We start from the raw sequence: 19,489 nt of genomic DNA on the forward strand, positions 1-19,489 counted from the left end.
TGGCTCGGTCAGGAGTCGAGATTACGGTGCTCACCAATTCACTGGAAGCAACCGACGTTGCGGCGGTGCATGCTGGCTATGTCAAGCGGCGCAAGCCGCTGTTGCAAGCGGGTGTGCAGCTGTACGAGATCAAACAGCAGTCGTCTGTGGCGCCATTTCACGACCGAGGCCTTACCGGCAGCTCGGCCTCCAGCCTCCACGCCAAAACCCTGTCGGTAGACGGCGAGCGGATTTTCATTGGTTCGTTTAATTTCGATCCGCGTTCAGCGAGGCTTAATACCGAGAACGGATTTGTCATAGATAGCCCCGGCCTGGCTCAGCGCCTGCCCGCGGCCATTCAAGAGCAGGCCGTTGATATTGCGTATCAGGTCCGCCTGACCGACTCAGGGCAATTGCGCTGGCACGAGCGGCGCGACGGTAAAACCATTGTGCACACGGCCGAACCTGGTGCCGGCCTGTTGCTGCAAATGGGCGTCTGGATATTGTCCCACCTGCCCATAGAGTGGTTGTTGTAGGGCCGGCCAATACAGCTTGGGCGAATTTCCACGCAATTGGAAATTCGCCCAATTTGCGTGTGGCCTGCCCAGTTACGTCGGGCCGGCACACGTCCAGCTTGAACTATCGGTTGTACCGCGTCTTCAGGTCCGACATGCAACGATCTTGAGCATCGCCCGAGAGCGCTTCGCATTTTTGTTTCTCTACTTCGTACTGGGCATCTTTTTTTTCTTTGTTGGCCTCACGGTTGGCCTCGGCGGTTTTAGCATCCCGCTCACTGTCGGCCTTGGCGGCCTCACGGTTCGAATCTGCTTGTTTTTCGCAGATGTCCTTCTCATCGCCGCTCAGGTTTTCGCAGCGCTTCTTCTCGGCTTCATAACGTTGCTCCATTTGCTCGTCCGTCATGGCGGCGCTGTTACCGGTTCTTTGAGAGGGGGTGGTTTGTTGCGTCGTTGCGGCGTTTCCGTTGGTTTGGGCGGGGGTCTGGGCTGCGGCATGAAACGCCGTCAGGCTGAAGCCCAGAAGCAATGTACCTAACGCTGGCTTTAGCATCTTCATGTATGAAACTCCTTATCAAGGTCAGTAACCGTTCAGGCTGATGGGCACCTGCCCCGCCTGTCGTGCTTGCCATCAAGCAAATGCTGTGCCTTGTTATGGAGCGCGCCTTAGTTCGGCAGGTGGGTACTTGATTTGTGCCCGATATTTAGAGACGGTTCTACGTGCCACAACCACCCCTTGGCCCGCCAGTCTGCGCGCAAGCACTACATCAGAAAGCGGTTCGTTGGGGTCCTCGGCGTCGATCATCTCCTGGATTAAAGCGCGCACAGACCCTGCCGAGCAGGTGCCGCCCGAGCGCGTAGCCAGCTCCCGTGAGAAGAAATGCTTGAACTCGAATATTCCTCGGGGCGTGGACATATATTTATTGCTGGTGGCGCGCGACACGGTTGATTCGTGCATGCCCAGCTCTTCGGCGATTTCGCTAAGCATCAACGGCCGCAATGCCACGTCACCGTAGTCAAAAAACGTTTGCTGTCGGGCCACGATGGCCTGGGCAACCCGATGAATGGTCGTGTTGCGTTGTTCGAGGCTGCGTATCAGCCAGCGTGCCTCCTGCAATGCCTTGGCCATCGGAGCGCGCTCGTTGTAGCGACTTTCTTTGAAAAGACGGGCATAGGTGGTGTGCAGTTGGGCACGAGGCACGGCCTCTTGATTGGATATCGCCATCCAGTGGCGCCCCAGCTTGCGTATGATCACGTCGGGCACAATGTAGCAAGACGGGTCGATGCCGGCGAACTGGGTTCCGGGTCGCGGATCCAGCCCCCGTATCAGCAGGCATGCGGCACGCGCCTCTCGCTCGCTGCAATGGAAGCTTCGCATCATGCCGTTGTAGTCAGAACGCCCGACCTTTTCGAGCGCGTCGTTGGCGATGCGTATGGCCAGTTCCCGGCATTCGGTGTCGGCCGGAAGCGCCTGTAATTGCAGTGTCAGACATTCGGCAAGGTTGCGTGCAGCGATGCCGGGCGCTGCAAGTTGCTGAATCAATTTCAGGGCGGTGGTCCATTCGCACTCAGAGGCTGGCGGCGAGAAAGCGTCTTTATCGGCGAGCTCGGAAAACTCGGCGCGCAAGTAGCCGTCGTCGTCCAGTGCTTCTACGATAAGTTCGGTCAAAAGGCGATCCCGGTCGCTTAGCGAATAGGACCGCAAGTTTTCTCGCAATGAGTCCTGCAGCCCGGTAGATGCCCGCGCCCATTGGCCCACATCGGTATCGCTGCCCTCTATGGCGCGTGATGTCGGGTAATCGCCTGAATAATTCGATGACGGCTCGATGTGCTCGGGCAAGACCTCGATCGACTCCTCGGCCACCATTGTTTCATTATCGGCGGCGGCTTGTGCGGGCTGAGGCGCAGGGCTTGCTATTGCCGCGTCGTGGTCGGTGGCCGAGCCGGCGGTGTCGCCTGGGTCCGTCGGCTCGCTCTCAGGCTCTTCCAGGAACGGATTAGTGGCAATGGCCTGGGCCACTTCCTGGCTGAAATCCAGGGTGGACATTTGAAGAAGTTTTAGCGACTGCTGCAATCGTGGCGTCAGGCTGGTTTGTTGACGGGCGCGCAGTTCGTAGGCGATCTGTACCAATTTGGATTCTCCTTCGTGGTGGCATTTCGCATGCGGGGTGATGCTATAACCAATCACGCAATATCCGTGCCAGTTCAATGAAAGCAGATGTAAAGCAGTGACTTGTGGGTTTCACTCGAACCTCGCCTTTTCGGGCGTATTCTTTCGAGGAAACGGTAAGCCGCCGTTACCGCCGGCAGTAAAGAAATTACCGGGCAATGTAAGAAGTGCGTGAGGCGCCCGCCTTCTTGGTTTACGACACGACTCGCCTTGCCGTGGCGGGATTCGGCACAGTGATTGCTGTGTTTACAGTCGCACAAGACAAAATCTTGGCTTAATTTTTAGGAGAATCAAATGGGACAGCAAACACCGATTATCCGTGACCCGCATGAAACCGGACCAGGCCCTGGCCCCGAGATAATGGCTGCCAGTACGCTGGACGGCAACGATGTATACAACTTGTCGAACGAAAAACTAGGAACGATTGAAGACATCATGCTTGACGTTCCGCGGGGCCGTATCGCGTACGTCGTTTTGTCACGTGGGGGCATACTGGGTATGGGAGACAAGTTGTTCGCCATACCTTGGAACGCGCTTACCCTGGACACCCAACGCAAGTGTTTCTTGTTGGATATGGACGAGCAAAAATTAAAGGACGCCGAAGGTTTCGATAAAAATCATTGGCCGCGCATGGCTGATGTGGCGTGGGCCACGCGCACACACGAGTATTACAATCAAGCCCCTTATTGGTAAGCGCCCGCTGCTTCTAAGGTTTTCGAGTAGGGTGTAAGTTGTTTGACGAGTAGATCAAACGGTAATGATTTGGCCGACCTGGAACAATAACCAGGTCGTTTTTTTGTATTATTTCCTGTCTATTTCACCAGCCGCAGCCTGAATGCGGTAGAGTGGTTGTAAATTCAGCACTCGATCAATTAAGGCGTGTCAGCGTTAGAAATTGCTTCAGAGTCATGGGGCATCATTCTGTTGCGAATGTCATTTCGATTTACTTCTGTATTAATTCAGAACGCTTACCATAGTCCGTACAAGCCAGAACAGGTGTATTCCCGCAGATCCTACTGTAGGCGGCTGCGACAAACATAGTGCGATCGTATTTCAACAATGACTCTGCCCTATTTACTTGTTGTCGAAGACGAACCGGAAACACGGCAACTAATTGCCGAAGTTGCAGAAGAAGCAGGGTTTGACGTCGACCAGGCAGGAGACGTGCGGCAGACCCGCATATTGATCGAACGGCGCCGTCCAGACGTCCTTTTGCTCGACATGCATCTTCCAGACGGCAACGGTATGGAGCTCTGGCAGCGCCTTGATCTACCAGAGACGCGGGTTGTCTTTATTACCGGTCATTCCACCGTCGAGAGCGCCATTCAGGCCTTGCGCGGCGGGGCGCTTGACTACCTGCAAAAGCCTGTGGCGTTACGCCACCTTCGAGGCCTGCTAGGCGAGATCAAGGGCATGTTGCAGGCCGAGCCTTCGAAGGGTGCCGAGAACAGCTTTGCAAAAATCATAGGCCGGTCGCCGGCAATCGAACTGCTGTGTGCGCATATTGAAAAAGTGGCGCCTACCTCGGCCACGGTGTTGTTGGTGGGCGAAAGCGGCACGGGCAAAGAGCTGGCCGCCGAAGCGATTCATCTGGCCAGCTCGCGTCACGCCAAGCCGTTCATGCCCGTAAATTGCGGCGCCATTTCGCCCAACTTAATCGAGAGCGAATTATTCGGCCACGAAAAAGGCAGTTTCACCGGGGCCGACCGCCAACACAAGGGGTACTTCGAGCGGGCCTCGGGGGGCACCCTGTTCCTCGACGAAATTACCGAGATGTCGATGGAGCTTCAGGTCCGGCTATTGCGTGTGCTGGAAAGCGGGCGGTTCATGCGCGTCGGTACGCAACAAGAAATCGAGGCCAATGTGCGTGTGGTGGCCGCCACCAACCGAAACCCCGAGCAAGCCGTTAAAGAAGGCGTACTGCGCGAAGACCTCTACCACCGCTTAAGCGTGTTTCCACTGCAGCTGCCGCCTTTGCGCGACCGGGACGATGATGTCGTATTGCTGGCTCAACACTTTCTGGATCAGTTCAATCTTGAAGGAAAGACTAACAAGCGGTTTTCCCCCGAGGCGCTGAAGGCCATGCGGGGGTACAGTTGGCCGGGCAATGTGCGCGAGTTGCGCAACTTTGTTTACCGCAGTTATATATTGGCCGACGATCTCATCAAGGGCGACTTCAACACCTTCGATCTTCACGAACAGCCGCCCCCGGCAGGCGCAGAAATACTTGTTCCCGTCGGTGTGCCATTGGCCGACGCCAATCGGCAATTGATTCTGGCTACGCTCAAGCAGTGTGGAGGCGTCAAGAAGCTGGCGGCCGAAACGCTGGGTATAAGCATTAAAACCCTCTACAACCGGCTTGAAGAATACGGCGAACTATCCGAAGCCGCTGATCAGTCGTAAGCAGGGCCGCCCCGAAACCCGCAGCTTCCTCCACTTTCTCCCGGATCCAGCGTACAGCGCAGGCTCGTCGTGTGGGCACATAGATTGCTCTGAACGTTTCAGCACCGATAACCATACTGGAGAACATTGTGGCGCTGAAAATTCTGACAGTTGCTTCCGAGGCGTATCCCTTGGCGAAAACCGGTGGGCTTGGTGATGCCGTTAGCGGCATGGCGGGTGCGCTTCACGCGATGGGAGTCGACGTAACAATGATGCTGCCCGCGTATCGCGGCGTGATCGCACGCTTGCGCCGCCCGCATGCCCTCGGCCGCTTGCATGGCTTACCGGGTGGAGATGCGCGTCTCATCAAGGGTCATTGCCCTGATAGCGGAGTAGGGGTGTTGCTGTTGGATAATCCAGCACTCTACGATCGAGAGGGCGTATACGTTGATGAGTTCGGCGCAGAGTACCCGGACAATGGTGTACGGTTTGCTGCATTGTCGCACGCTGCGGCACGGGTCGCTGCAGGGGTATGCGGCGTGAGCAAAATCGATGTGTTGCACGCTCATGATTGGCACGCAGCCTTGGCTCCGCTGGCCTTGCGGCAATTGGGGGTTCGAGACGTTCACACTGTACTTACGCTCCACAATATTGCGTTCCAGGGCTCTTGCGATGTGGCTCAGGCAGGTCAAGCCGACCTGCAGCCGTTTGAGTCTGGGGCTTTTCAGGACGGCAGGCTTAACTTTCTGCATGCCGGTATTGTCAGTGCAGACAAGATCACGGTCGTCAGCAAGAACTACCGGCGAGAGATCCTTACCCCCGAGTTTGGTTGCGGGTTGGATGCGTTGCTGCGCTCGCGGCAGGCTGACCTGTTGGCCATCCCCAACGGCATCGATGCTTCCCTATGGAATCCCGCCACCGACCCATTCCTACGCGGTTGCCATTTTGACGCCGACGACATGCGTAACAAGTCCCTCTGCAAACGCAAGCTGCAAGCGCGTTTTGGGTTGAATCCATCGGCAAATACGACCTTGCTTGCCATGGGTAGCAGGCTGACGGGGCAGAAAATGGCCGATGTCGCTGTACGAGCCTTACCTCGTGTGCTGGAGCAACACCCGGATGTGCAGGTGTGCGTGGTGGGCTGCGGCGAAAAACACATTGAATCGCAATTACGAGCCATGAGCGAACGCTATGCAGGCCGCTGCGCCGTGCACATCGGATATTCGGAAGAAGTTGCGCATCTGCTTCATGCCGGGGCTGACATGTTGCTCCATGGCAGCCGCTTCGAGCCTTTCGGCCTGACGCCCTTGTACGCGATGCGGTATGGGACCGTACCGATAGGTTCCCGGGTAGGAGGCATGGTCGATACGATTCACGACCCAGGCAGAAACGCGTCTGAAGACGCGATGGCGGCAGCGACCGGCTTATTGTTCCAGGGCGAAGACGAGCAATCCATGTATGACGCCATCGAGCGGGCGATACGTCTGCGTGCCAACCCGACATTGTGGCGATGCATTCAGCGTAATGCCATGCAAAAAGATTTTGGTTGGGAGCGAGCTGCGCCGGCTTATCTGCAGTGCTATCTGGCGCTCTGCCCGGGCAATACGGAACCCGATCGACGTGCGGCGGCCGCGACCAAGCCCGTAGCGGTGGGATCCCCCATGAAGCCGGTGCCACAGGTTCATGTGGCGGCCTAGAACGACGAACACACACGTGTGGGGCGCGAAGCCCGTCATGGGGATAAATGCCGATGAGCGAGATACTGGCTGAAGAAGACGCGAAGCGAATACTGTATGTTGACGCGCCCAACGGCGTCGTCTCAAATCTTTCTGCATGGCGCACTCTGTGCTGCGAGGCCAAGGCCGACGGGTTCAATGCTGTCCTTACCCCGCCCTTGTGGATAGGGCAAAGCGGCACAACGCAAGATCCCGATTATTTTGCTTTTGGGGGCGGGCATGACGAGTCGATGTCTCACGTGCTGGGCGAGCTGGCTGCGGTCTGCTCGGAAACAGACCTCCACCTCTACACCGACGTCGTTCTTGACCGGGTTGGCCGAGATAGTGTCTTGGCAAGTGAGCATGCCGACTGGTTTGACGAACCTGAGTTGCCGCTTGATCCGCGTGTGATCCGTCCCCGGGGGTTGCGATACGCTCATTTGCGTCAAGGCCGCATCAATAAGGCCTTGCTCGCCGATTGGGTGGCGCGCCTGTCGCAGTGGTGCAGTGTGGGGGTCGCCGGTTTCCGGTGTCAGGCACTGACCGGGCTGGGGCCGGGCGATTGGGGGCAACTGATCGCAGAAGTGCGCAGTGCGTCGCAGGAAGCACGCTTCCTTGCCTGGACTCCCGGTTTGGCCGCCGAGCAGTTACTGCCACTTCGCGAAGCGAGTTTCGATCATACGTTCTTGTCGCTTCCGTGGTGGAATTGCCGCGATGGGTGGCTTGCTGAAGAACACGCACGCCTGCGCGCAGTGGCCCCGGTCCTTTCTCCAGTCCTTGAACAAGGAGCCGGCGGACCGGCACTGAATCTTCAACACCTAGAAGCGATATGGCAGCGTCAGTTATGGATGGCAGCGATCGCGGGAGACGGCATTCTGATTTCGCATCGCGTTGCTCAGGCCGCGGAGCAGCCTGCGCTGCGCGCTGTAAACGATTGGGTGGCGTCTGGTCGGTGCGTTGATGCTGCGCTGTTGGTAACGCTGGGGCCTTTAAGCGAAAGCAGCAGCCTGTTTCGTGGGGGCGCCGGCCTTGTATTGAACCCGTCCAACGCTATGGCGGTTCCGCTGGACTGGTCGTTGGTCCAGGCCCGGCTGCCCGATAGTTACGCAGATGTTCTGTACCCCTGCGAGGCGCCAGACTATCTGGACCCGGCCGGTTTCCAACGCTATACGGCTCGACGCGCCACGCCGGTTTGTCCACCCGTGGCATCGGCATCGCAGAAGCGTCAGCTTGGTCTTGGCTTGATGAATGATGCGCGTATTGCCATCGAGAAAGTGCAGCCCACCGTAGACGAAGGCCGGTTTGCCGCCAAGGCATCGTTGGGCGCACCGGTGGTGATAGAGGCCGATGTGTTCATGGATGGCCATGATCAACTGGCAGTGCGTTTGGCTTGGCGGGCCGCAGACGAAACCGCCTGGCACGAAACGGTCATGACAGCGATCGGTAATGATCGCTGGCGTGGAGCGTTTACGCCCACGCGCCTGGGTCGATACATGTTCCGCATTACGGCTTGGCTTGATGTGTGGAAATCGTATTGTGCGGGTTTGCAAAAGCGTCGTGATGCGGGACAAGATATTGACCTGGACTTGAAGGAAGGGCTGTTGATGGTCGCCGAGGCGGCGCGTTGTGCGGGGCCCGATGCGCCTGCAGCCGCCGCCCACCTTCAAAGCGTGCTTGAAGCCGGCAGCGCCGAGGTGCTGTTGTCAGAGCGTACGGAACAAGCCATGGCGGTAGCCGATACGCGCCCGTTTCAGACGCCTGAGAACGGCGTACATACCCTGATGGTCGAGCGGCGCGAAGCCAGCTTCTCAGCCTGGTATGAGCTGTTTCCGCGCTCTCAGAGTGTCGTTAAGGGAAAGCATGGCACGTTTTCAGACGTGCGGCGCAGGCTGCCGGCTATTCGCGATATGGGTTTTAACGTGCTTTATTTTCCGCCCATACACCCTATTGGCACGACCAACCGAAAGGGTCGCAACAATGCTTTGTCGGCCCAGCCAGAGGACCCAGGCAGCCCCTACGCCATAGGCTCTGCCGAAGGCGGGCACGAAAGCATACATCCCGAGCTAGGAACGCTTGGCGACTTCCTGGAGTTGCTTGAGGAAGCACGCGCGCACGGCCTGGAGCTGGCGTTGGACTTTGCGATCCAGTGTTCTCCGGATCACCCGTGGTTGACTGAACACAGCAGCTGGTTCAATTGGCGTGCAGACGGTTCATTGCGCTTTGCCGAGAATCCGCCGAAACGCTACGAAGATATTGTCAATCCCGATTTCTATCAGGGTGCGTTGCAGCCCAAGGCCCGTGCATCGCTATGGCGGGCCTTGCGCGATGCGGTTTTGTACTGGATAGAGCAGGGCGTTCGGATTTTTCGGGTAGACAACCCGCATACGAAACCTTTACCGTTTTGGGAGTGGATGCTGGGCGAGATCCACGCGCGTCATCCTGATGTGATCTTTCTTTCTGAAGCCTTTACGCGGCCGAAAATGATGTATCGGCTGGCGAAACTGGGATTTTCACAGTCCTATACCTATTTCACCTGGCGCAACGATAAACGTGAGCTCACCTCGTATCTGGAAGAGCTCGTGTCCCCTCCGGCCAGTCTGCTGTTTCGTCCTAATTTCTTTGTGAACACGCCCGACATCAATCCGTACTTCTTGCAGACGTCGGGGAGGGCGGGTTTTTTGATACGGGCAGCTCTGGCTGCGCTACTGTCGGGCTCGTGGGGCATGTACAACGGCTTTGAGCTGTGTGAGGCCAACGCGCTGCCTGGGCGAGAAGAGTACCTGGACTCCGAAAAATACGAATTGCGTACATGGGACTGGAACCGGCCCGGCAACATCGTGGCAGAAATTTCCGAGTTGAATCGCATCCGCAAGGCGAATCCAGCGCTGCATACGCATCTGGGCTTGCGTTTTCATCCGGCGCACGATGACGCCGTACTGTTCTTTTCCAAGGCCACCACCGAAGCGGACAACATCGTGCTGGTGGCCATCAGCCTTGATCCGCATGAAGTTCGCAGCGCGTCGATAGAGTTGCCCTTGTGGTTATGGGGCCTGCCCGACCATGCTGCGGTGCAGTTTGAGGACGCTTGTACCAACACGATGTTCGAGTTGCGGGGAAAGCATCATGAAGTTCGGCTTACCCCCGAGCGGCCCTACATTATCTGGCGGGTACGGGGGTTGCAATGAACATTCGCAATGAAGCCGGGTCGGCAACCGCCAGGCAAGACTCAAAAGTGGTGTCGCGCAATCAGCCAGGCTGGTACAAGGACGCCGTTATTTACCAGCTGCATGTGAAGTCGTTTTTCGACTCGAATGACGACGGAGTCGGTGATTTCAAGGGGTTGATCTCACAGCTTGACTATATTGCCGAGCTCGGCGTTGACACGGTTTGGCTGTTGCCGTTCTACCCGTCCCCTCGTCGCGATGACGGCTACGACATTGCACAGTATCGTGACGTGCATGCCGATTACGGCAGCCTGGCCGACGTACGGCGATTCATTCGGGCAGCGCATGCCAAAGGGCTGCATGTCATCACGGAACTGGTCGTCAACCATACGTCGGACCAGCACCCCTGGTTTCAGCGGGCCCGGCATGCCAAGGCCGGATCGGCGGCGCGTGACTACTACGTATGGTCCGACAATGACCAGGCCTATGCAGGCACCCGAATTATTTTTTGCGACACCGAAAAATCAAACTGGACATGGGACCCGGTGGCGGGAGCCTATTTTTGGCACCGGTTCTATTCGCACCAGCCCGACCTGAATTACGACAACCCCCGGGTGCTGGACGAGATCATCGCCGTGATGCGGTTTTGGCTGGACATGGGGGTGGACGGGCTGCGGCTGGACGCCGTGCCGTATCTGGTCGAGCGCGAGGGCACCAACAACGAAAACCTGCCCGAGACGCATGAGGTGTTGCGCCGCATCAGGGCGGTCATGGACACGCACTACCCCGACCGCTTGTTGCTGGCCGAAGCCAACCAGTGGCCTGAAGACGCGCAGGAATATTTTGGCAAGGGCGACGAGTGCCACATGTCGTTCCATTTCCCCTTGATGCCGCGAATGTATATGGCTATTGCGCGCGCCGACCGCTTTCCCATTACCGACATCATGCGCCAGACTCCGCCCATACCAGAGAGCTGCCAATGGGCGATTTTCCTGCGTAACCATGATGAGCTTACGCTTGAAATGGTGACGAGCAGCGAGCGCGATTACCTATGGGATTTCTATGCGGCAGACAGGCGCGCGCGCATCAATCTGGGCATACGGCGCCGTCTGGCGCCGCTCATGCAACGCGATAGGCGTCGTATCGAACTGATGAACAGCCTGTTGCTTTCCATGCCGGGCACACCTGTGCTGTACTACGGCGATGAAATCGGAATGGGCGACAATATCCATTTGGGCGACCGCGACGGCGTGCGCACCCCCATGCAATGGACGCCCGACCGCAATGGCGGGTTCTCTCGAGCCGACCCCGAGAACCTGATTCTGCCCATGCTGATGGGGCCGCTGTACGGGTACGAGGCACTGAACGTCGAGGCTCAGCGGCGTGACGCCCATTCTTTGCTTAACTGGACTCGCCGCATGCTTGCCAAGCGTCAGCAGGCCAAGGTGTTCGGGCGAGGCACGCTGCGTTTCATTTTTCCGGGCAATCGCAAGATACTGGCCTACTTGCGCGAGCACGAAGAAGAGGTCCTGCTTTGCGTCGCCAATCTTTCAGATGCGTCGCAGCCGGTGGAACTGGATCTGGGGTCGATGGCGGGCCGGGTGCCTGTCGAGCTGTTGGGCGGAACACCTTTTCCGGCCATTACAGAGGCCCCGTATATGTTGAGCCTGCCGCCATACGGCTTCTATTGGTTTCAGCTCAGCGCAACTGCGGCGCCGCCGTCATGGCATGCGGTTCTGCACGAGCAATTGCCCGAATACCTGACTTTGGTGTTGCGCAGAGGCGCTAGCGGCTCCCGCCTGCTGGACGAGTCCCGCAAAGCGTTGTGCCAGGAGATCTTGCCGTCTTATCTGGCCCGACAGCGCTGGTTTCCCCAGGATCGCCAGGTGGATCAAGTGGGCCTGGATTACGTGCTGCCCTTAAGCGGTGACGCCGACGTGGTGCTGACTGAACTGACGGTGGATCGCGACGATGAGAGCATCCGCTACTTTGTTCCGCTGGCCGCCATGTGGGCGGACTCGGTGGCGGCTGCGCAACAGCAATATGCGCTGGCTCGCGTCAGGCGCACGGCCGAAACCGGCTTCTTGCTGGATGCAGCAGGGGTGCCGGGCTTTGCCCTGGCCATGCTGGAAGGCTTCAAGTCGGGCCGCAAACTGGCGTTGCCGGGCGAGGGTGGCGGCGAAGTGCAGTTCAGGCCAGAGCCGGGTCTGGCCGCTTTGGCCGATATCGGTCCGGACGACGTCGACTGGTTTCATGGAGAGCAGTCGAACAGTTCTTTGTTGCTGGGAGAGGCGGCAGTATTGAAACTGCTGCGGCATGTGGTGCCGGGCGAGCATCCCGAGGCGGAAATGACACGCTACCTGACCCGGGCCGGCTATGCAAACAGCCCGGAACTACTGGGTGAGCTGGCACGTCTGCAGTCCGACGGCACCCCGTATACCCTGGCTCTGGTGCACGCTCGTATCGCCAATCAGGGCGATGCCTGGAACTGGACCACCGATCACCTGCGCCGAACTCTTGAAAACGCGGCGCTGACCGAAGAAAGCAAAAGCGACTACGAGCAGGATCTGGCCGGCTATACCGCGGTGGCTGAAGCCATTGGTATTCGGCTGGCGCAATTGCACGCCGTATTGTCCGGTCAGAGCGATAACCCCGCGTTTGCCCCAGAGCGGGCAACCCCAGCTGATGTTCGCCGGTGGGGCAAGTCGATTCGCGCCATGGTGCAGTCGGCCGTTTCGGCCGCTTGGGAAAACCGGGAAAGGCTGTCGTCGATCGGCCACGCACAGGCCAGCTTCTTGCGTGAACGGCGGACTGCTTTGCTGTCAGCGATAGAGGCCATGTGCGCCGATCTGGACGGGCATCTGCGTTGCCGCATTCACGGCGACTTTCACTTGGGCCAAGTGCTTATCGCGCAAAACGATGTTTTTTTGGTCGACTTCGAAGGCGAGCCCGACCGCTCGCTAGAAGAAAGGCGTGCCAAGGCCAGCCCCTGGCGAGACGTTGCCGGCCTGATCCGCTCGATTGACTACGCCGCGCGCGGGCTTATGGATTCGTCGACCGAACATCCGCAAAGCGAGGCGCCAACTGCCTCATCTGAAAAGGGCGTGGATGTGCCGGACAGGAGTTCCTTGGCGCTGCCCGCAACCGAGACCATGAGACAAGCGCAGGTCAGGTTGCTCGAACACTTTCGAAAGACTGCCTGCCGTGCGTTTTTGGCCGGCTACCGTCAAGCTGCGAAAGATGCTGGCGCACATTGGTTGGCGCCCGCCCACGACAGCGTACTGCTGGATCTGGCCCTGCTCGAAAAAGCGGCCTACGAGGTGTGTTACGAAGCGGGGCACCGACCCGATTGGTTGCCGATTGCCCTGGACGGCCTGTACCGAATGGCAAAGCGCGTGTCAGGCTTCGAGTCGTCTGGTCCGACAGGAGAGGATCATGGCTGACCATGCGAGCCTTGACGACTTTGGCCCGTTATTGGGCGAGCTCGACATGCATCTATTGGCCGAGGGCCGGCACGAACGTCTGGCAGATTGCCTGGGCGCGCATTGGTGCAGCATCCAGGGCGTCGCCGGCACCCGGTTCTCGGTATGGGCGCCCAATGCCCGGCAGGTATCGGTGGTGGGCGATTTCAACGGCTGGGACGGCAGCCGCAACCCCATGCGGCTTAGAGCCGAATGCGGCGTATGGGAAGTCTTTGTTCCCAGCGCCCAGGTCGGGGCCCTTTACAAGTATGAAATCGTCGGTCGCGACGGGCGCCGTCTGCCCCTGAAGGCCGACCCCGTTGCGCGTCGCGCCGAGCTGCCGCCCGCCACGGCGTCGGTGGTGCAAGCGGACGAGGCGTTTGAGTGGAACGACAGCGAATGGATAGCCCAGCGCGCACGTCGTCAGGCACATGACCAACCCATGTCCGTGTACGAAGTGCATATGGGGTCGTGGTTGCCTGTCGAGCCAGGGCAGACAGTATGGCGCGAGGCGGGGCGCAGGCTGGTGGACTATGTCGATGGTCTGGGCTTCACGCATGTGGAACTGTTGCCGGTCATGGAGCACCCCTTCGGCGGTTCGTGGGGCTATCAGCCCCTGGGCATGTTTGCTCCCACCTCGCGGTGGGGGGCGCCTGAAGACTTTGCCTGGTTCGTTGACTATTGCCATGCCGCCGGTCTGGGGGTACTGCTTGATTGGGTTCCGGCGCATTTTCCTTCCGATCCCCATGGGCTGGCGCTTTTTGACGGTACGGCACTTTACGAACATGCCGACCCGCAGCAGGGACTGCATCCCGATTGGGACACATTGATCTACAACTTTGGTCGCACCGAAGTTCGAAACTTTTTAATCGCCAGCGCGCTGCAGTGGCTGCAGCGTTATCACGTCGATGGATTGCGGGTGGATGCGGTGGCCTCGATGCTTTACCTGGATTACAGCAGGGAGGCGGGCCAATGGACGCCCAATCGTCACGGCGGGCGCGAGAACCTGGAGGCGGTGGACTTTCTGCGCGAGCTGAATGACACCATCAGTCGCTTATGTCCGGGCACAGTGATGATTGCCGAGGAATCGACCGCCTGGCCAGGCGTTACCGCCGCGATTCAAGAGGGTGGGCTGGGCTTCGACTACAAATGGAATATGGGTTGGATGCACGACACATTGCGCTATATGGGCCGAGAGCCCGTGCATCGCAAGCATCACCACGACGATATGACATTCGGAACGGTGTACGCGTGGACGGAAAATTTCATCCTTCCGCTCTCGCATGACGAGGTGGTGCACGGCAAGGGCTCGCTACTGGGGAAAATGTCGGGCGACCCGTGGCAGCGATTGGCCAACCTGCGGGCGTACTACGCGTTCATGTGGTCCCACCCGGGCCGCAAGCTGCTGTTCATGGGAGGTGAGCTTGCACAAGAAGCCGAGTGGAACCACGACGCTTTTATTGATTGGGACGCGTTGAAAAACCCGTCGCACGCAGGTATTCAGCGAATGATTCGCGATTTGAACACCTTGTATAGACAGCTTGCACCTTTGCATGCGCTTGATTCCAGCCCTGAAGGTTTTGCCTGGCGAATCGGCGACGATCGAGACAACAGCGTATTTGCGTTCGAGCGATGTGCAGGTGGTAAAGAGGTGCTGGTGGTATGCAATATGACGCCGGTGCCTCGGCACGACTACCGCGTGGGGGTGTCCGGCCACGCCGTATGGAGTGAAGTGTTCAACTCTGATTCCTCTGCCTATGGTGGTGGCAATGTGGGCAACGCAGGCGAGCTCCATGCCCTGGCCCAGGGTGCGCATGGCAAGCCCGCCTGCCTGTCGTTGATTTTGCCACCCTTGGCGACGTTGATACTGATCCCAAAGGAATGAGTCATGCACGACCTACCCGTTGACACCCTCCTTGCCGGAAAACCTTACCCGCTAGGGGCGACCAGCGATGGGCTGGGCGTGAATTTCGCTGTTTTCTCTGCCAACGCCACACGGATGGACTTGTGTCTTTTCGATCCGAGGGGCCGAAAGGAGCTCAGGAGGATTCCGTTGCCCGAATGTACAGATGAGGTCTGGCACGGCTATCTGCCCGATGCGCAATCCGGTCTGGTGTACGGTTATCGGGCACACGGCCCATACGACCCCGAGAACGGCCATCGCTTCAACCCCCACAAGCTCTTGCTGGATCCTTACGCCAAGCAGTTAGTGGGCAACGTGCGCTGGTCCGACGCGCTGTTTGGTTATAGGGTCAAGCATTCAAAAATGGATCTAAGCCTTGATCGCCGTGACAGCGCCGGTTGGGTGCCCAAGGCGGTAGTGGTTGAAACGGAATTCAACTGGGGACGGCAAGACCCCCCCAGCGTGCCCTGGGAAGATACGTTCATCTACGAGGCTCATGTGAAGGGCACGTCGTTCATGCGCGATGACATACGCCCCGGTTGGCGAGGCACGTTCGATGCCCTGGCGCATCCGGCCTTTATCGATCATTTGCTGAGACTGGGCGTGACCACGCTGGAGCTGTTGCCGATTCACGCGGCGCTCGACGATCATTTTCTGGTCGAGCGCGATTTGCGTAACTACTGGGGCTACAACACCCTGGCTTACTTTGCCCCCAACCCGCGGTATGTGGCTTCGGGCAGCGCCAACGGTTTGCGCATGGCAATACGGCGGCTACACGCTGCAGGCATTGAGGTAGTGCTTGATGTGGTCTACAACCACACCGCCGAGGGCAATGAGCTGGGGCCCACCTTATCGTGGCGCGGGCTGGACAATGCCAGTTACTACCGTCTGGTGCCCGGCGACGAGCGCCACTACATTAACGACACCGGTTGTGGCAATACGGTGAACCTGTCTCATCCCCGCGTGCTGCAGATGGTGATGGATTCTTTGCGCCACTGGGCCCAAAGCTATCGGGTCGACGGGTTTCGCTTTGATCTCGGTGTCACCCTAGGCAGGGAAGGCACGGGGTTCGATCCGGGCTCGGGTTTTTTTGACGCTATTTTGCAAGACCCGGTGTTGTCGCACTTGAAGCTCATATCCGAACCCTGGGACACTGGGCCTGATGGTTACCAGTTGGGTAACCACCCCCCCAGGTTTGCAGAGTGGAACGACCGATACCGGGACGGCGTTCGTCGGTTTTGGCGGGGTGATGCCGAGCAGCGTGGCGGTTTTGCGGCTGCGTTAAGCGCCACCCCCGATTTTTTCGACCGTCGGCACCGAAGACCTTGGTCGTCGGTTAATTTTTTGGCGTCGCACGACGGGATGACCCTGGCTGATGTGGTCAGGTACACGGACAAGCACAACGAGGCCAACGGCGACGATAACAAAGACGGTCATAGCGAAAACTACAGTTTTAACTGGGGTGCAGAGGGCCCCACCAGCGATCAGAGCATCATGGCAATACGCAAGCGCGTGTTGAAAGCCATGCTCGCCACCTTGTTGATGTCCGACGGCACGCCCATGCTGCTGGCCGGAGACGAATTCGGAAACAGCCAACAGGGCAATAACAACGCTTACTGCCAAGACAATGAACTGTCCTGGCTTAATTGGGCAGACCTGCACGAGCCCCTGGGCCAGGAGCTGGCAGAATTGGTGTTCCAGGCCGCCGCCCTGCGTCGTGCCCATCCATCCCTGCGACGCAAGCGCTTCGAGGACGACGGGGTTGAACTGGCTCCGGGTATCAGGCGTGCAGCCTGGTACGACATTGACGGCTGCGAAATGAGCGAAGATGCCTGGGCGTTTCCGGAAGGACGGGTGCTGGGGTTTCAGCGCGCCGCGCCGCTCACTGGCGATAAGCTCGACGTGAGTTTGTTGCTGGTCAATGCGGGTCGCGAAGAGGTTGACTTTGTGCTGCCCGCTTTGCCTTGTCGATGGTTTTGCCTGCTTGACACGGGTAAAGATCATCAGCCGGCCGGTGAGATGCTTGCACACACCGTGCCGGTTTGCGCCCACGGCCTGGTATTGCTGGCCAATAATCAGGGGCCAAAGGCATGAGGTTTGCCGCCGCACCGGTTGACCTTCGCGGCGGCTCGGCCCCGGTGTGGACGGGTCAATATCATTTTGGGGCGACACTCCTGCCAGACGGGACAACGCGGTTTCGCGTTTGGGCGCCCCGCGTAAAGTCGTTGGTACTCGAGCTGCCAGACCAGACATTACCCATGAAGGCGCAAGACGCGGGCTTCCATGAGGTGGTGTGTGTTGCCCCCGCCGGTACCCGATACCGTTACATATTGCCCGATGGCTGCAGGCTGCCTGATCCGGCGTCGCGAATGCAAGACGGCGATGTGCACGATGCCAGCGTCGTCTACGACACGGCCCGGTACAAATGGCAACATGCCCAGTGGAAAGGCAGGCCCTGGACCGAAACAGTGTTGTATGAGGTTCATTGTGGTGTGGCCGGTGGTTTCAATGGTCTGCGCGCACGGCTTCCCCAGTTGGCACAACTGGGGGTAACGGCGATAGAGTTGATGCCGGTGGCCGACTTCCCTGGCCCCCGCAACTGGGGTTACGACGGCGTTCTGCCTTATGCTCCCGACCGTGCCTATGGCTTGCCCGACGACCTCAAAAGCCTGGTGGATGCGGCGCATGGTTTGGGGCTGATGGTATTTCTGGACGTGGTGTACAACCATTTCGGCCCCGACGGTAATTATCTGCACAATTACGCCCCCGAGTTTTTTCGGGACGACCTTTCCACACCCTGGGGATCTGCAATCGATTTTCGTCATCCGCAGGTGAGGCGCTTTTTTGCTGAAAACGCCTTGTACTGGGTTCGCGAATATGGTTTTGACGGCCTGCGTCTGGATGCGGTGCACGCCATCAGCGACCGAAGCTGGCTGCCCGAAATGGCGGCTTTTGTTCGCGGGGCCCTTGACCCTCAGCGGCATGTGCACTTGGTGCTTGAGAACGACGACAACGCCGCCAGCTTGCTGCAGCAAGGCTTTGCCGCCCAGTGGAATGACGATGGCCACCACGTGTTGCACCATATTCTGACCGGCGAAAGCACGGGCTATTACGCCTCGTATCGGGACCAGCCGGCCGCACTGCTTGCCCGGGTGCTTTCTGAAGGGTTTGTGTATCAGGGTCAGCCGGACCCAAGCCGGGGAGCGATACGGGGTGAGCCTACAATCGGCCTGTCGCCGGATTACTTCGTGTTGTTTTTGCAGAACCATGACCAGATCGGAAACCGGGCATTCGGTGAGCGCCTGACCCAACTGGAGGTGCCTGACACGGCCTTGCGCGCTGCGGTGGCGCTGCAGCTGCTTGTTCCGCAAATACCTTTGATCTTCATGGGCGAAGAGCTGGGCAGCAAGGCGCCATTCTTATACTTTACAAGTCATTCCAAACCCGACCTGGCCCGCGCGGTGCGTGATGGGCGTCGCAAAGAGTTCGCAAGTTTTTCTGCATTTACCGAGGAAGGCTCGCGCAACTCCATTCCCGATCCCAATGCGCCGGAAACCTGGAGTCGCTCCAACGTAAATTTTGACGCCACTCTTGAAGCGGCGACGCAATGGCGACGCTGGTACTCCCATTTGCTTGACTTGCGTCGTGATCAGCTTGTGCCGGGTCTTGCAGGTACGCGAAGCCTTGATGCACAAGTACTAGGTCCGCTTGCGGTTCGTGCCGCCTGGCAGTTGGGCAACGGCAAGCGCCTGACACTGTTCTGCAATCTGGACGAGCAAGGCGTAGTATGCGCCGAGCTGTCACAGCTCTTGGTGCAGGACATTATTTTTCAGGGTCCAGGCCTGGAAGGCGACGACATTGACGCTCTGCGCAGCAAAGGCTGCCTTCCCGGCCATTGCGTCATTGCCCTGCTAGAGACGCCTTCGGAGGGTCAGCATGAGCTCGTCGCCTGACTCACCGCTGCATCGTCTGGCTCAGGCGGTCGGTTTGGCCGCCGCATGGAAAGACGTACACGGTCGCTGTCGTGCGGTGGCGGATGAAACCCTTGAGGCGTTGCTCAATGCCATGGGGCTGGAGTGTGGTAACGGCGTGCGGGTAGAGTGCAGCCTGCGTCGGCTTCACGAGGAGGCCTTGCATGACGAGGGCAGAATGATCGAGGTCGAGGCGGATCAGCCCATTGTGTTCGAGCACGACGGATCC

Annotated in this window: 12 protein-coding genes; 10 read left to right on the forward strand and 2 right to left on the reverse strand. The window is 58.7% G+C overall.

All coding sequences use genetic code 11. From position 1 onward, the window contains the following. Positions 1–515: phospholipase D-like domain-containing protein (locus VL003_RS01150; RefSeq protein ID WP_325438734.1), on the forward strand; the 515-nt coding region annotated here is incomplete at its 5' end. A 103-nt stretch (positions 516–618) separates the two neighbouring features. On the opposite strand, the gene VL003_RS01155 is transcribed toward VL003_RS01150, so the two are convergent. Continuing rightward, the gene (locus VL003_RS01155; protein WP_325438736.1) at positions 619–1,053 is read right to left on the reverse strand and encodes a hypothetical protein; all 435 of its coding nucleotides are present in this window, start codon (positions 1,051–1,053) and stop codon (positions 619–621) included. Positions 1,054–1,146: 93 nt separating this feature from the next. Continuing rightward, the gene (locus VL003_RS01160) at positions 1,147–2,625 is read right to left on the reverse strand and encodes an RNA polymerase factor sigma-54 (protein ID WP_325438738.1); all 1,479 of its coding nucleotides are present in this window, start codon (positions 2,623–2,625) and stop codon (positions 1,147–1,149) included. 333 nt (positions 2,626–2,958) lie between these two features. Here VL003_RS01160 and VL003_RS01165 point away from each other — a divergent pair, with 333 nt between their 5' ends. The 9 genes from VL003_RS01165 to VL003_RS01205 form a co-directional block, all read left to right on the forward strand. Next, the gene (locus VL003_RS01165) at positions 2,959–3,357 is read left to right on the forward strand and encodes a PRC-barrel domain-containing protein (RefSeq protein ID WP_325438740.1); all 399 of its coding nucleotides are present in this window, start codon (positions 2,959–2,961) and stop codon (positions 3,355–3,357) included. A gap of 372 nt (positions 3,358–3,729) precedes the next feature. After that, the gene (locus tag VL003_RS01170) at positions 3,730–5,067 is read left to right on the forward strand and encodes a sigma-54-dependent transcriptional regulator (protein ID WP_325438752.1); all 1,338 of its coding nucleotides are present in this window, start codon (positions 3,730–3,732) and stop codon (positions 5,065–5,067) included. A gap of 125 nt (positions 5,068–5,192) precedes the next feature. Beyond that, positions 5,193–6,743 carry a glycogen synthase GlgA gene (gene glgA / locus VL003_RS01175; RefSeq protein WP_414708212.1) on the forward strand — a complete coding sequence of 517 codons (1,551 nt, stop codon included), beginning with the start codon at positions 5,193–5,195 and terminating at the stop codon, positions 6,741–6,743. A gap of 53 nt (positions 6,744–6,796) precedes the next feature. Next, the gene (locus tag VL003_RS01180) at positions 6,797–9,946 is read left to right on the forward strand and encodes an alpha-1,4-glucan--maltose-1-phosphate maltosyltransferase (protein ID WP_325438744.1); all 3,150 of its coding nucleotides are present in this window, start codon (positions 6,797–6,799) and stop codon (positions 9,944–9,946) included. Then, the gene (gene treS / locus VL003_RS01185; protein ID WP_325438746.1) at positions 9,943–13,368 is read left to right on the forward strand and encodes a maltose alpha-D-glucosyltransferase; all 3,426 of its coding nucleotides are present in this window, start codon (positions 9,943–9,945) and stop codon (positions 13,366–13,368) included. The genes VL003_RS01180 and treS overlap by 4 nt, the downstream gene beginning before the upstream one ends. Further along, positions 13,361–15,271 (forward strand): 1,4-alpha-glucan branching protein GlgB, encoded by a 1,911-nt coding sequence (gene glgB / locus VL003_RS01190; RefSeq protein WP_414708210.1) that lies wholly within the window; start codon positions 13,361–13,363, stop codon positions 15,269–15,271. Before treS ends, glgB begins: the two co-directional genes overlap by 8 nt. A gap of 3 nt (positions 15,272–15,274) precedes the next feature. Then, positions 15,275–17,383 carry a glycogen debranching protein GlgX gene (glgX, locus tag VL003_RS01195; protein WP_325438748.1) on the forward strand — a complete coding sequence of 703 codons (2,109 nt, stop codon included), beginning with the start codon at positions 15,275–15,277 and terminating at the stop codon, positions 17,381–17,383. After that, positions 17,380–19,242: a malto-oligosyltrehalose trehalohydrolase gene (gene treZ / locus VL003_RS01200; RefSeq protein WP_325438750.1), complete on the forward strand. Its 1,863-nt coding sequence runs from the start codon at positions 17,380–17,382 to the stop codon at positions 19,240–19,242. Before glgX ends, treZ begins: the two co-directional genes overlap by 4 nt. Continuing rightward, positions 19,226–19,489, forward strand: a 264-nt coding sequence (locus VL003_RS01205) for a hypothetical protein (protein WP_414708211.1), incomplete at its 3' end; no start/stop codon positions are given. The genes treZ and VL003_RS01205, both read left to right, overlap by 17 nt.

Source organism: Pusillimonas sp. (assembly GCF_035515275.1).
Lineage (GTDB): Bacteria > Pseudomonadota > Gammaproteobacteria > Burkholderiales > Burkholderiaceae_B > Pusillimonas.

What these genes read in the sequence shown, in the direction of transcription:
- VL003_RS01180 (WP_325438744.1), top strand. Translation starts at nt 6,797, where the DNA reads ATGAGCGAGATACTGGCTGAAGAAGACGCGAAGCGAATACTGTATGTT.
- treZ (WP_325438750.1), top strand. Translation starts at nt 17,380, where the DNA reads ATGAGGTTTGCCGCCGCACCGGTTGACCTTCGCGGCGGCTCGGCCCCG.
- glgB (WP_414708210.1), top strand. Translation starts at nt 13,361, where the DNA reads ATGGCTGACCATGCGAGCCTTGACGACTTTGGCCCGTTATTGGGCGAG.
- treS (WP_325438746.1), top strand. Translation starts at nt 9,943, where the DNA reads ATGAACATTCGCAATGAAGCCGGGTCGGCAACCGCCAGGCAAGACTCA.
- glgX (WP_325438748.1), top strand. Translation starts at nt 15,275, where the DNA reads ATGCACGACCTACCCGTTGACACCCTCCTTGCCGGAAAACCTTACCCG.
- VL003_RS01155 (WP_325438736.1), bottom strand. Translation starts at nt 1,053, where the DNA reads ATGAAGATGCTAAAGCCAGCGTTAGGTACATTGCTTCTGGGCTTCAGC.
- VL003_RS01165 (WP_325438740.1), top strand. Translation starts at nt 2,959, where the DNA reads ATGGGACAGCAAACACCGATTATCCGTGACCCGCATGAAACCGGACCA.